Source organism: Bowmanella denitrificans, assembly GCF_002887595.1.
Lineage (GTDB): Bacteria > Pseudomonadota > Gammaproteobacteria > Enterobacterales > Alteromonadaceae > Bowmanella > Bowmanella denitrificans.
Map to the genome: position 1 here is coordinate 573781 of NZ_PEBU01000002.1, position 13718 is coordinate 587498.

Sequence of the window (13718 nt, forward strand, 5' to 3'; positions counted from 1 at the left end):
CAATGTCACAATGGAGTCGCCATGGCTAAGTTTCTGATTGCCGATGACCATCCCTTATTCCGAGAAGCACTGGCTGGTGCTTTGCAATTGAAATTTGATGCACTGACATTGGTTCAGTCAGACTCATTGGATTCCACCTTAAAGGCACTGCAGGAACATGATGATGTGGATCTCATCCTGCTGGACTTGCATATGCCGGGGTCTGGTGACCTGTATGGCTTAATCCGCGTCCGACAGGATTTTCCCACTGTCCCCGTGGCAGTGATATCCGGTACCGATAGCCTGGAAGTGGTGTCACGGGTAATGGGGTTCGGTGCACTGGGTTTTATTCCCAAGTCGTCATCTTCTGAACAAATCGCTTCGGCGATTAACAGTATATTGGAAGGAGATAACTGGGTACCTGATGCATTAAAAGACAAATTACACAAAATCAGTGATGAAGACAGAGACCTTGCCCAAAAGGTGGCAGATCTTACCCCGCAGCAATACAAAGTGCTTTATTTGATTCACAATGGCCTGCTAAACAAACAAATCGCCTATGAGCTGGGCATTACAGAAGCCACTGTAAAAGCCCATGTCACTGCCATCTTTCGTAAACTGGACGTATACAGTCGTATTCAGGCGGTATTATTGGCTGAGAAGCTGCAACTGGAGCCGCCAGGTAAAAGTTAGTCGTTGGCACCATGTTGTATCTCTCTGAATATTTTGTGCTATATCAAATGGGAGCCTAAATACAACAAGGAAAGCGATATGAAACTTCTGTCTCTGATGATAGCTCTGTTCTGTTTGAGCGCTTGCTCAAAACTCAATATGGGTAACTACGAACAGTTGGAAACCGGTATGAGTTACCGTGAAGTGATTCAGGTTTTGGGCAACGCCGATCAATGCGAAGACGGTGTGGCAAATCAGGAATGTATCTGGGGCAACAAAGACGGGCGTCATATTCAGGTTAATTTTGTTGCTGGTGCCGTGGTTTATTTTAACCAGCAGGGCTTGTAGCTACCCCGCAGAAGTACCAGTTGGGCTGGTCTCGAGATAAGGTCCGCCTATCTGTTCAACGGCAGTTAGCCAGGATTCATAAAAGGTTCAGTCAGCATCGGCATACTGGCAGCAGCTTTATTCATTAAGGAAATTCTATGAGAAAACTGATTGCTATGTTCATGCTTGTTGGTGCGTCACTCACGGCTGTTGCTGACGACAAAACCATTAATGTGATGGGGCAGGCGAATGTTAGTGCCGTGCCGGATCTGTTCCAGTTTAGTTTGTACATAGAAGAAAAAGGCCCGGTGGTATCCAAGCTTAACGAAACCGTGACAGACAAAACCAATAAGTTGGTGAGCTTCTTGCTCAAACAGGGGGTTAAAGAACGGGACATTCAATCTATGCATGTCCAGCTTTATCCCTGGTATGAACACCGAGACTCAGGGTCTGAGCAAAAGGGCTTTGTGCTGGCCAGGCAAATTCAAGTCAGTCTCAGGGAACTGGCCCTATATGACAAAGTTTTGGATGGCGTATTGAAACTTGGTGCCACGCGCATCGACGGTTTCCAGCACAATGTTGAGAATCAACAGGATTTATATCTAAGTGCGCTGGAATTGGCGGTAAAGAACGCGCAGCTTCGCGCAGAAAAGCTGGCTAAGAGTTTGGGGGCAAAAGTGGGCAAAGTGGTGTCGGTTAGTGAATCCTCGGCCTATCGCCCAATGGCCATGGCGATGGAATCGAGAATGCTGATGAAAGATGCATCTGGCAGTATGGCTGGCCAAATGAATATTGATGCTCAAGTGCAAGTGACGTTCGAGTTGGTTCAGTAATCATGTATAAAGTGGCTGGGTTTGCACAAAATCTGGCCACTTATAACCAAAACCCTTGCCCATTTGAGTTGATGAGACAAATGACCCCATAAAGGGGTTTTATTTTTTCTGGAATAGCAGTACCTTGTGCGCCTTTAGTCACAGGATTTCAAGCCTACATGCCGAAAGTCAAATCAGAGCTCTACCGGGAAGTCGTTCAGCAAGCCAGTGCGCTGATGGAAGGGGAAAAGGATTTGATTGCCAATCTGGCCAATATCAGTGCGTTGTTGTGGATGCACTTACCCGATATTAATTGGGCTGGCTTCTATCTGCTTAAAGACGATGAACTCGTGCTGGGTCCATTCCAGGGTAAGCCTGCTTGTGTCCGTATCCCGATGGGACGAGGAGTCTGCGGCACTGCGGCAAAGCTTGGACAACCGCAATTAGTCGAGGATGTACATCAGTTTGAAGGGCACATTGCCTGTGATGCCGCATCCAATTCAGAAATTGTCCTGCCATTTTATCAGGGAGCACAATTAATGGGGGTGTTGGATATTGACAGCCCAAGCCAGGCCCGTTTCGATCAGGAAGACCTGCAGGGACTACAAAATTTAATATCGGTACTTCAGGAAGCGTTAGCGTGAAGTCCAGTATTGATATCCATGTTGTACTGGCGACGCCAGCCGATATGGAATTTTGGGAAGATCAGGCGGTGGATGCCGCAGATCGCCTCAACGAACTTTTACATTATCTGTACAGCCGTGTTGACGATGATATTGACAGCCATCAGTTAGAGCTGATGCTGCAACATATCTGGGAAACTTGGCATCAGGACCAATATTTATTGGATATTGACGAGCCGGAGCTCTATGACTGGGTTGACCAACTAGTGGCAACTTGGGATGATGAGCATTCTGGTGCACACTTAGATTAACCCTTAGAACGTAAGCGAATGGATAGCCCACAGAAGTTTTCAAACAGCAAAGAAGTGATTGCTTTTTTAGCTGAAACCTTTCCCGCCTGCTTCAGTATTGAAGGTCAGGCAAAGCCCCTTAAAGTTGGTATATTTCAGGATCTGGTCGAACGCCTGGAGAATGAAGAGCGGGTTAGTAAAACCCTGCTGCGCGCATCGTTGCGTCATTACACCAGTAGCTGGCGATATTTGCATGCCGTAGTTGAAGGGGCGCATCGTGTCGACCTGGATGGCAAAGACGATGCAGTAATTGAAAAGCAACATGCCGAGCATGCCCAGCAACAGTTGGCTGAAAGCAAGCAACGCGTGGCTGAAAAACGCAAAGAGCAGGCTAAAAATCGCCCCGATGCAAAGAATCGTTACAAAAAGTCTGCAGCAAACGCGGGCCCTGCTAAAGTTGACAGTAACGGGGCTGAAAGGCCCAAAAGTGGTGGTAAAGCGGCTGGCGATGGAACTAATTTCCAAAAGCCTAAACCAATAAAGAGATCCCCACCGGAAAAATTGAGCGATACTGATCTGGTAGCCGGTACCTTAGTGACCGTCAAAATTGGCAAAATGCCAATGCCAGGTACCATCAATGAAGTAGGTAAAGAAGGGGTGCACGTTCAATTGAACACAGGCATGGTGGTAAAAGTACCAGCAGAAAGCCTGAGGTTAGCCCGTCCCAAGAGGTAAAACATGAAGAATGCGATTCAAGTCTCAGTTGCCGCGGCATTGCTTGCTGCTACATTTGGTGCAAGTGCGGTTGCCACCGCACCCAGCGCTCACGATTTACCCAATCTGGAACAAGAATCGCAGCATGCTGTAGCTACCAAACGAATATCCTCGTTGTTCAGCCGGGCGCATTATAAAGAGATTGAATTGAATGATGCGCTGTCCGGTCAAGTGTATGACCGTTTTATTAAGTCCTTGGATCCCAATAAAAATCTGTTTATCGCCGCGGATATCAAAGCTATGGAGAAGTACCGCCAAAGCTTTGATGATGCACTTGAACGGGGCAATTTGGCAGGTGCTTACGACATTTTCACAACCAACCTGAAACGTCGTGTTGAACGGTATGAGTTTGCATTGTCTCTGTTGGATAAAAGCTTTGATTTCGAAAAGGCTGGCGATGTATTTCAGTATGACCGTGAAGATGCGGCCTGGCCAAAAGACGATGCAGAGTTGGATGAGCTATGGCGTCAGCGTGTCAAGTATGACGCGCTTAACCTCAAACTTGCCGGTAAAGATGACGCTGGCATTAAAGAGCTGCTGACCAAAAGGTACGAGCGCGCCATTAAGCGCTTGCAACAAACTGAAAGCGAAGACGTTTTTCAAACGCTGATGAACTCCTTTGCCCGCACTATTGAAGCGCATACCAGCTACCTGTCACCACGAAATGCTGAGCGCTTCCAGATGGAAATGAACCTGTCATTTGAAGGGATCGGCGCGGTATTACAATCTCAGGATGATCACACAGTGATCCGCTCCATCGTGCCCGGTGGGCCGGCTGACCTGTCTAAGCAGATTAAGCCCGAAGATCGCATTATTGGTGTGGCTCAGGATGACGAAGAATTTGTTGATGTGGTGGGTTGGCGACTGGACGAAGTCGTCGACCTGATTAAAGGCCCTAAAGGCAGCATCGTGCGTTTGCAGGTACTTAAAGGGTCTGCATCGGACAGTGGCACACCTGACGTCGTTAGCCTGACCCGCGATAAGATCAAGCTGGAAGACAGAGCCGCCAAGTCTAAGGTGTATGTTCCCGAAAAAGGCCCGAATCAAGGTGACAAGCTAGGGGTCATTACCATTCCGTCTTTCTATAATAACTTGCACGATGATGTAAAAAAGGAACTGGATAAACTCAAAGAAGAGAAAGTCCAGGGCATCATCATTGATTTACGAGGTAATGGCGGCGGTTCGTTAACGGAAGCCACATTGCTGACAGGGTTGTTTATAGACAAAGGTCCTGTGGTACAAATTCGTGACAACGCCGGACGAATCCGCGAAGAACGGGACACCGACGGCGTGGTGTTTTATGAAGGGCCGCTGACGGTATTGGTTGACCGGTATAGCGCATCTGCTTCTGAAATTTTTGCCGCGGCCATGCAGGACTATGGGCGAGCGCTGATTGTTGGTGAACAAACATTCGGTAAAGGCACGGTTCAACAGCATCGTGGTCTTGGGCGGATTTATGATTTGTATGACAACCCGCTGGGTAGTGTGCAATTCACGATAGCTAAGTTCTATCGCATAAATGGTGGCAGTACCCAGCATAAAGGCGTAGTGCCAGACATTCTGTTCCCGTCACCTATTGATCCTGCTGAATGGGGCGAAAGCCGCGAAGAGAATGCATTGCCATGGGACAGCATTCCCAGAGCCAATTACACCACTTTTGGTGACACCAGTGCCACCGTCAGGGATGTCGCCGGTCGCCATGACAGCCGTATCATGCAAGATCCTGAGTTTGCTTACATCATGCAGGATATCAGTGAATACAAGGCGCGTAAGGATGATAAAACCATTTCTTTGGTAGAGTCAGAAAGACGCAAGGAAAAGCAGGAAAACGAACAGCAAGCACTGCAGCGTGCCAATGAACGTTTAGCCCGTATGGGCCTGGAAAAGGTTGAAAACCTTGACGACCTGCCTGAAGCACTGGAAAATCTCGACCCACTGCTGGATGAAGCTGCCGCCATTACTTACGACGTGGTGGGAACAGGTAAATACGCCATCCACAGTAAGTAACGTAACTCACCGTTGCACCAACAGGGCTATGACATCATAGCCCTGTTTGTATCTGGCGTTTAGAAAGCGTGCCAGGACGGCAAAAAGTCAGCATAGACTGGCCAACTTGTCCCAGGTGGATGAGATTGATAAGAACACTATAACAATAACTAAGGTTGAAAGATGAGTGTAAGAGGGGAATTTTCTTCCAGGCTGGGATTTATTCTGGCCGCCGCAGGGTCGGCAGTGGGACTGGGGAATATCTGGGGCTTTCCGACTCAGGTTGCCAGTAATGGTGGTGCAGCTTTTGTCCTGATGTACATGTTGTTGGCCTTTGTGCTGGCATATCCGGTGTTGATGGCCGAGCTTCTTATTGGCCGGGCCACCCGTTCCAATATGGTGGATGCGCTAGGTCAGATCTCCGGCCACTGGTTGGGACGAGCCACGGGTTTGTGGGGCATTGTCACGGTTTCACTTATTCTGGCGTTTTACGCCATTGTTGGCGGTTGGATGCTGGCGTATGGCGTGGAGGCTCTGGCCACTATTGCCGGGATGACCGCTTTTGCCACTTGGCTGACTGAGTTTTCAGTGGTGCGAAACCTGATCTGTTGTGGCCTGTTTATGCTGTTAACCGCGGGTATTGTTACAGGTGGTGTCAGTAAAGGCATAGAAAAATGGTCAGTGCGACTGATGCCAACCTTATTCGTGATTATCCTGTTGCTTATCGCCTATGTGATGACCCTGGACGGCGCTATGCAAGGTCTGAAAGTTTATCTGGTGCCGGATTTTTCTAAGGTATTGAGCCCGGATTTATTAATCAGTGCTATGGGCCAGGCATTCTTTTCAATGTCGCTTGGGGTAGGAACCATGCTGGTTTACGGCTCCTATGTCAGCCAGCAGGAGAAGCTGCCAAGTCTGGGGGCTTCGGTTGCGCTAGTGGATATTGGCGTGGCCATACTGGCCGGTTTGTTGATTATTCCGGCTATGTATGTGGCACTGCATAATGGTGTGCAGATTTTTTCCGACGCCGGTGAGCTGATAGACGGCGACACCCTGATCTTCACCGTATTACCGGCCTTGTTCGATACTATGGGTGGGGCAGGTAACCTGGTCGCTATGGCCTTTTTTGCTTTGATGATTATTGCCGCTTTAACCTCTTCCATCTCCATGCTGGAAGTACCGGTGGCCTATGTAGTGGAAAATAAAGGGATTGCGCGTAGAAAGGCGGTATGGATGATTGCTACGGTGATATTCCTGTGTAGCGCCATTATTGCGTTTAACTTTGGCAGTTTGTTCGGTCTGGTGATCTCACTTACCACTGAGTACAGCCAGCCATTGCTTGGCATGGCATTGTGCATCTTTGCTGGTTGGGTGTGGAAGCGCAATGAAATCCTCAAAGAGCTGCAAAGCAGTGATCCTGATGCTCATCAAGGCCTGTTCTGGAAAGTATGGCCCTGGTACGTGCGTTTTGTCTGCCCCGTGATCATCATTTTGATGTTCTATCGCTCGGTGCAATAATCACCTTTTAACCTTTTCGTTAATCTGGGCGGCGAAACGCCGCCTGCATACCCGATTTTGTTGTTTTAACCAGTTTTGCAGCAAGGTCAGGTGCCTGGAGTAATAATTAGAATGTCAAAGCCAAGACAACCCTCCTTACTCGATGCCATGATCCCTATAGTGGTATTAGTTGCCCTGTTATCGTCGTCCGTCATTCTGTTTTCGGATAACTCATCCTATGGCCCGAATCAAATTGCATTATTGATCGCCATGGGCATTGCCGCTTTGATTGGGATCAAAAACGGTTTTACTTGGAAAGAAATTGAAGAAGGGATAGTGCATGGTATCTCACTGTCATTGGGAGCCGTGTTGATTCTGCTGGCTGTGGGCTCATTGATCGGCACCTGGTTACTGGCAGGTACCGTACCAACCTTGATTTACTATGGTCTTGAACTGCTTAATCCATCGGTATTCTATGCGGCCACTTGTGTCATTTGTGCTGTCGTTGCTATGAGCATCGGTAGTTCATGGACTACTGCCGCCACCGTAGGCGTGGCGCTAATGGGTGTATCCAATGGTATGGGTATGTCAGAAGCGGTTACCGCCGGTGCGGTGGTATCCGGCGCATACTTTGGTGATAAAATATCGCCTTTGTCTGAAACCACCAACCTGGCGCCTGCAGTTGCCGGTACTGAGCTGTTTGAGCATATTCGCTATATGCTATGGACTACCATTCCCAGTTTTGTGCTGGCTTTGATTCTGTTCCTGGTGATTGGTCTGAATGCGTCCGGCGATGCATCCATGGATAAAATTCAGCAGATGCAGACGTTACTGGCAGAGAATTTTAATTTGGGTCCGCTGCTTTTGGTGCCACTGGTGGTGTTACTGGCGTTGGCTATTCGCAAAATGCCGGCGTTTCCGGCGGTTTCTATCGGTGCCTTACTGGGGGGTATATGGGCAGTCATATTCCAACCTGAGCTGATTACAAAACTGGCCAGCGAAGGCAGAGAAGGGTGGCTGGCCAGTGTCACCGTTGTCTGGCACGCACTATATGACGGTGTGAGCCTGGATACCGGCAATGCTGACCTTAACGACCTGCTCAGTGGTGGCGGTATGTCCAGTATGCTCAATACCATTTGGCTGATTATGTGTGCCTTATCCTTTGGCGCGGTATTGGAAAAAACCGGATTACTCAAGCGTGCCGTCGCTACCTTGTTACATGGCGCAAAAACTGCCGGAGGCATGGTGTCCAGAACCATCCTGACATGTTTTGGCACTAACCTGATTTCTGCGGACCAATATATGTCCATTGTGATGCCGGGACGTATGTATAAAGATGAGTTTGCCAAACGCGGCCTGCATCAGTTGAATTTGTCCCGCAGTCTGGAAGACGGTGGCACCATTACGTCGCCCTTGATCCCCTGGAATACCTGCGGTGCTTATATGCATTCTGTGCTAAAAGTCGACCCATTGAATTATCTGTTCTATGCCTTTTTCAACCTCATTAGTCCGGTACTAGCGATTATTTATGCTTACCTAGGCATTAAGATTCTGCGTATTCCAGTACCACAGGAAAATAAGGCTTAAATTTATTCCATCCTCTAAACCTCCGCCTCGCCTGGCGGAGGTTTGCTATTCTCAGTATCAAAATACATCGTTCCAAGGAGGCGTTATGTCTGAGTCCCGTGCAAAGGCCATGAGACTGGCTGATTATCAACAACCAGATTTTTTGATTCCTGAATTGTCTCTGGAGTTTGAGTTGGATGACCATCAAACACAGGTAATTGCCACCAGCAAGATTGTTCGCCAGGGAGATCATGACAGGCCATTGGTGCTACATGGTGAGAAGCTCGAGCTGACGGAGGTACAGATTAATGGCCAGGCTGTGCAGCCACAGGGTAGCGACACGGATTTGACGTTTGCGTCAGTGCCTGACGAATTCACCTTGCGTATTGTGACCCATATTGACCCGGCCAATAACACTTCGTTGGAAGGGTTGTATAAATCAGGTCAGGCATTTTGTACTCAATGTGAGGCTGAGGGTTTCCGCAAAATCACCTACTTTCTTGACCGGCCAGATGTAATGGCCCGATACCAGGTCAAGATTACCGCGGATAAAGCCCGTTACCCTTATTTGTTGTCCAACGGCAATAAAGTGGATGCTGGTGAGCTACCAGACGGTCGTCACTGGGTACTTTGGGACGATCCCTTTTTCAAACCCAGCTACCTGTTTGCCCTGGTCGCAGGCGACTTCGACTTGCTGGAAGATGAATTTATTACGCAAAGTGGGCGAAAGGTAGCATTACAAATCTTCGTTGATAAAGGCAATCTGCATCGGGCCGGACATGCCATGACGTCATTGCAAAAAGCCATGGCCTGGGATGAACAAAAGTATGGTCTGGAATATGATCTGGATATATACATGATCGTCGCCGTGGACTTTTTTAATATGGGGGCCATGGAAAACAAAGGACTGAATCTGTTCAACAGCAAGTTTGTGTTGGCTGACGCCGCAGCGGCCACCGACGAGGATTACTTTAATATTGAATCGGTGATTGCCCATGAATATTTTCATAACTGGACCGGCAACAGAGTTACCTGCCGGGACTGGTTTCAGCTCAGTCTGAAAGAGGGGCTGACGGTATTTCGCGATCAACAATTCAGCGCGGATATGGCTGACCCGGCAATTGTGCGAATCAAGCAGGTTAAGGTCATGCGTGAGCATCAGTTTGCCGAAGATGCAGGACCGATGTCACATCCGATTCGCCCGGCTGAAGTCATGGAAATGAACAATTTTTACTCCGTGACTGTGTATGACAAAGGCGCTGAGGTGATACGTATGCTGCATACTTTGCTGGGCGAGCAAGGCTTTCGGCAGGGTATGGATCTGTATATTTCCCGTCACGATGGTCAGGCCGTGACCTGTGACGATTTTGTGCAGGCCATGCAGGATGCCAATAACGTCAACCTTGAACTATTCAAACGCTGGTACAGCCAATCCGGCACGCCAGTGTTAAGAGTCGATGAGCAGTACGACACGCAAAGTGGGCAGTTTACAGTTGCCCTGCATCAGCACACACCGTCAACCGCGGATCAGCCGCATAAACAGGCATTGCATCTACCCATCGCCCTTGAAGTGTTAGGTACGCATGGCAGCAAAAGTCAGATACTGTCATTTACTAAAGAAAGTCAGACATTTACACTTGGGCAGTTTGAAACAAAGCCGCAATTGGCTGTACTGGTAGGCTTTAGCGCACCAGTGAAACTGGATTTTAAGCAAGATGAGCAAGGGCTGCTGAATACCGTACTCTATGCACAGGACCCATTCTTACGCTGGGATGCCAGTCAGCAGCTTATCAGTGAAGCGCTGCATCGGGCGGCAGAACAAGGGCAAACGGTACTATCAGACAACCTGCAACGCCTGTTTGAAGGTGTGTTGGAATTCGCTCCTGAACAGCGGGCGCTGGCCGCCGAAATGCTTGAACTGCCCAGCTTTGAAACCTTAGCTCAGCAGCGTCAACGTATTGATGTGGATGCTTTGCTAAATGCCAGAAACGCGTTAAAGCGGTTACTGGCCGACAGGTTCCATCCACAATGGCAGGCATTAAGCGCATCGTCTTCACAGTCTTATATCTACGAAGCTGACCAGGTGCAGAAACGCCGCCTGCGCGCTGTGTGTCTGGGCTATCTGGCGCACAGACAAGGCCAAAGCGCCTTGCTTCAGAGCGCCTATACCGCCAGTGACAATATGACCGATACCCTGGCCATACTCAAAGCTTGTCAGCAGGCCGACCACCCGCTGTTTTCGGGGTTAATGCAGGATTTTGAAAGCCGTTGGCAGGCAGACAGTCTGGTGATGGACAAATGGTTTGCCTTACACGGCAGTCATCAGCATAAAGACAGCCTGGCAAAACTGCAACTGCTGACCAGCCATGCTATGTACAGTATTAACAACCCTAACAAAGTCAGGGCATTGATTGGTAGCTTTGCCTTTTACAATACGGCAGGCTTTCACGCGCTTGATGGCAGTGGTTATCGCTTCGTTACGGACTACTTGCTGAAGCTGGATGTGGTCAATCCGCAGGTGGCATCGCGATTGATTACGCCGATGCTGGGTTTTGCCCATCTGGATGACCGTCGGCAGGATTTGCTGACTCAGCAGTTAGCCAGATTACTTGATAACAAATCCTTAAGCCGTGACTTGTTCGAAAAAGTCAGTAAGGCCCTCAAGCTGAGCAGTTAGGAAAATGCAGGTTGAAAACCTATTTTTTTAATCTTCGACTAAGCTACGAAGAGTGCCGAGCACTGTATGACGGTACCGTGCAAAAGCTGATTATGTACGCTGAGAGTGGTGAAAGGGTGCAGTTGCCGGCTGGTAACTTGCGCCCCTTTATTAATCATCTTGGCATTCATGGGCGTTTCAGGCTCATAACAAATGAGCATAACAAAATACGATCATTTGAACGTGTAAGTTGAATTTTTGCTCGATTTTTTGTTTGCAACGTTTTGATAAATAAAGGGATGTAGACTACTCTCAACTGGTACGATTAGTTCTTGATAATGAGCTGAAATGATGTAATCATTTTGTAAAATGTCGGTAACCAAACTGACAACCAGCTTACGATCTGCGGACACTCAACCTCACTGCGGATACAGAGGAGTATAAAAACGATGAATAACGGGCCTCGCATTTATAAAAAGTCAGCCTTGGCCATAGGGATTGCGGCACTGCTGGGGGGCGCGAGTGCCCCGGCGCAAGCTGTAAACTGGGAAGAGGGGGATTGGTCTATCAGTTTTGACTCCAGTTTCTCTCTGGGCACCAGCTACCGCATTGAAGACAGAAACTGGGAACTTATCAGTGCCAGTAATTATCCCTCTTTGAATTGGAATGGTTATAACGGTACGACTAATACCGGTATAGATCCGCTGTCCCTGTGGGGGCAGATTAATGGTGGTTATTCTGCCAACGTGGATAACGGCAATCTGAACTACGACCCGGGTAAAGCGTTTTCCACCCAGTTCAAAGGCACACATGACCTGGATATTCGTTATAAGAACATGGGCTTTTTTGCCCGGGGCATGTACTTTTACGATTTTGAAATGATGGACGGCGATCGCCCCTGGCGCAATCCCGTATCTTCACAGGCAGGCTTTGATAAGCCATTCGATCCTTGTGAGGATAAATACGCCAAGGAAGAGCTTTGTGCTGATATTCGCCTGCTCGATGCATTCTTTTACGCTGACTTTGATTTAGGGTCTGTGCCTGTTTCCATTCGAATTGGTGACCAGGTGGTCAGCTGGGGTGAAAGCACCTTTATTCAACATGGTATTAATACCACCAACCCTGTTGATGTTACCCGCTCCCAAGCACCAGGTGCTGAATTAAAAGAAGTCTTTATTCCTGTCGGTATGGTATATGCCCAGTTTGGTCTAAGCGAAACCCTCGGTTTGGCGATGTACTACCAATACGAGTGGGAAAAAAGCCGCCTGCCGCAAAATGGCAGCTACTTCTCCACCAATGACTTTGCCGGGGAAGGGGGGCAATCAGCCAACATTCAGTATGGGTTTGGCGGTGCGGCCGACCTGGATTTGGATTTCTTACTGCTGAAACTGAACGAGTTAAGTTCTGCCCTCAAAGCCGGCGCTAATCCCGCAACCATCAGTACTGCCTACCTGGCTTACCCCACTAAGGTGGCGCTGCGGGCTTACAGTGATTCAGCCCATGACGATGCCGATGATCAGGGTCAATACGGGATCAAGTTGTCATATTATTCAGAAGCGTTAAATGATACGGAGTTTGGCTTCTATCACCTCAACTACCATAGCCAGAGGCCACTGATTTCCGGTCGTACCGCAAACCTCACGCAAGCTGGTGTAGGGAAAGATATCGCCTATCTGGCAACTGCCAGTGAGATTACCAAACACAATGTCACGGATTTAGTAGCTTTTACCGAAGCCAGATTTGTCTATCCGGAAGACATTAAGTTATACGGCCTGAGTTTTAATACCAATATTGGTGAAACAGCCGTTGCCGGTGAATTTGCCTTCCGGCAGGATGAGCCTCTGCAAATAGATGATATCGAATTGTTGTATGCCGCGACTCCGCAACAGGGCGCCAGGTCAGATATTCCTGCCTTGGCGGCCCGATATGCGGGCTTAGAGGATATTTCTCAGTTTAATGATTATCTTGGCTATGTTGTCGGTCCCGGTGGAACGGCCGTTGGCCATGTATTAAGCGATACGTCACAGGTGCAGGTCTCTGCTACCCATTTGTTTGGCCCGGTACTGGGTACCGATAACCTGACAATTCTTGGTGAAGTGGGCTATGTGAAAATTCATGATATGCCGGATCCTAATTTGCTCAGGCTGAATGGTCCCGGTACCTCCAGAAGTGGCCCATTACCCGGTAAAGAAGGGCTGCACACATTTATTTCCAATGGTCCGGAAACCAATCCGTTTCCTACCGATGACGCCTGGGGCTACAGGCTGTTGGCCAAGGCCGACTTTAACAACGTGTATGCGGGCATCAATATGTCAGTCAGGGCGACCTTTGCTCATGACGTAGATGGCATTACCCCGGACCCTCTGTTTTTGTTTATTGAAGACCGTAAGTCTTCAAGTTTGTCCGTAGATTTCGATTATCTGAGCAAGTGGTCTGCCAGTGTTTCCCTGAATTCCTTCTGGGGCGGTGTAGGCACAACGAACGCATTGTCGGACAGAGACTTTGTATCCTTTAACATTAAGTATTCAATCTAGGG

General features: G+C 48.6%; 12 protein-coding genes. All 12 read left to right on the forward strand.

Annotated features, from left to right (window positions below; translation table 11 throughout):
• Positions 1-21 precede the first annotated feature (21 nt).
• The 12 genes from CSR04_RS06125 to CSR04_RS06180 all read left to right on the forward strand — a co-directional run bounded on the left by CSR04_RS06125 (position 22) and on the right by CSR04_RS06180 (position 13716).
• Positions 22-672 carry a response regulator gene (locus CSR04_RS06125; RefSeq protein ID WP_102795361.1) on the forward strand — a complete coding sequence of 217 codons (651 nt, stop codon included), beginning with the start codon at positions 22-24 and terminating at the stop codon, positions 670-672.
• 78 nt (positions 673-750) lie between these two features.
• Positions 751-999 (forward strand): hypothetical protein, encoded by a 249-nt coding sequence (locus CSR04_RS06130; protein WP_102795362.1) that lies wholly within the window; start codon positions 751-753, stop codon positions 997-999.
• 137 nt (positions 1000-1136) lie between these two features.
• Entirely contained in the window at positions 1137-1811 is a 675-nt protein-coding gene (locus CSR04_RS06135; RefSeq protein WP_102795363.1) for an SIMPL domain-containing protein, read from the forward strand.
• 158 nt (positions 1812-1969) lie between these two features.
• The gene (locus CSR04_RS06140; RefSeq protein ID WP_102795364.1) at positions 1970-2434 is read left to right on the forward strand and encodes a GAF domain-containing protein; all 465 of its coding nucleotides are present in this window, start codon (positions 1970-1972) and stop codon (positions 2432-2434) included.
• Entirely contained in the window at positions 2431-2724 is a 294-nt protein-coding gene (locus CSR04_RS06145; protein ID WP_102795365.1) for a hypothetical protein, read from the forward strand. The genes CSR04_RS06140 and CSR04_RS06145 overlap by 4 nt, the downstream gene beginning before the upstream one ends.
• Positions 2725-2742: 18 nt before the next feature.
• Positions 2743-3438 (forward strand): RNA chaperone ProQ, encoded by a 696-nt coding sequence (proQ, locus tag CSR04_RS06150; RefSeq protein ID WP_102795366.1) that lies wholly within the window; start codon positions 2743-2745, stop codon positions 3436-3438.
• Between the two features lie 3 nt (positions 3439-3441).
• Entirely contained in the window at positions 3442-5484 is a 2043-nt protein-coding gene (prc, locus tag CSR04_RS06155; protein WP_102795367.1) for a carboxy terminal-processing peptidase, read from the forward strand.
• A 162-nt stretch (positions 5485-5646) separates the two neighbouring features.
• Positions 5647-6981, forward strand: coding sequence for a sodium-dependent transporter (locus CSR04_RS06160; protein WP_102795368.1), 1335 nt, complete (start codon positions 5647-5649; stop codon positions 6979-6981).
• 111 nt (positions 6982-7092) lie between these two features.
• Positions 7093-8547, forward strand: coding sequence for a Na+/H+ antiporter NhaC (gene nhaC, locus CSR04_RS06165; RefSeq protein ID WP_102795369.1), 1455 nt, complete (start codon positions 7093-7095; stop codon positions 8545-8547).
• 85 nt (positions 8548-8632) lie between these two features.
• On the forward strand, positions 8633-11203 hold the full coding sequence (gene pepN / locus CSR04_RS06170; RefSeq protein ID WP_102795370.1) for an aminopeptidase N: 2571 nt from the start codon (positions 8633-8635) through the stop codon (positions 11201-11203).
• A gap of 11 nt (positions 11204-11214) precedes the next feature.
• Positions 11215-11436, forward strand: coding sequence for a DUF2835 family protein (locus CSR04_RS06175; RefSeq protein WP_102795371.1), 222 nt, complete (start codon positions 11215-11217; stop codon positions 11434-11436).
• A 195-nt stretch (positions 11437-11631) separates the two neighbouring features.
• A complete protein-coding gene (locus CSR04_RS06180) occupies positions 11632-13716 on the forward strand; it encodes a DUF1302 domain-containing protein (protein WP_102795372.1) in 2085 nt (694 codons plus the stop codon).
• Positions 13717-13718: the final 2 nt, after the last annotated feature.

What these genes read in the sequence shown, in the direction of transcription:
- nhaC (WP_102795369.1), top strand. Translation starts at nt 7,093, where the DNA reads ATGTCAAAGCCAAGACAACCCTCCTTACTCGATGCCATGATCCCTATA.
- proQ (WP_102795366.1), top strand. Translation starts at nt 2,743, where the DNA reads ATGGATAGCCCACAGAAGTTTTCAAACAGCAAAGAAGTGATTGCTTTT.
- pepN (WP_102795370.1), top strand. Translation starts at nt 8,633, where the DNA reads ATGTCTGAGTCCCGTGCAAAGGCCATGAGACTGGCTGATTATCAACAA.
- CSR04_RS06140 (WP_102795364.1), top strand. Translation starts at nt 1,970, where the DNA reads ATGCCGAAAGTCAAATCAGAGCTCTACCGGGAAGTCGTTCAGCAAGCC.
- CSR04_RS06125 (WP_102795361.1), top strand. Translation starts at nt 22, where the DNA reads ATGGCTAAGTTTCTGATTGCCGATGACCATCCCTTATTCCGAGAAGCA.
- prc (WP_102795367.1), top strand. Translation starts at nt 3,442, where the DNA reads ATGAAGAATGCGATTCAAGTCTCAGTTGCCGCGGCATTGCTTGCTGCT.
- CSR04_RS06180 (WP_102795372.1), top strand. Translation starts at nt 11,632, where the DNA reads ATGAATAACGGGCCTCGCATTTATAAAAAGTCAGCCTTGGCCATAGGG.
- CSR04_RS06160 (WP_102795368.1), top strand. Translation starts at nt 5,647, where the DNA reads ATGAGTGTAAGAGGGGAATTTTCTTCCAGGCTGGGATTTATTCTGGCC.
- CSR04_RS06135 (WP_102795363.1), top strand. Translation starts at nt 1,137, where the DNA reads ATGAGAAAACTGATTGCTATGTTCATGCTTGTTGGTGCGTCACTCACG.
- CSR04_RS06130 (WP_102795362.1), top strand. Translation starts at nt 751, where the DNA reads ATGAAACTTCTGTCTCTGATGATAGCTCTGTTCTGTTTGAGCGCTTGC.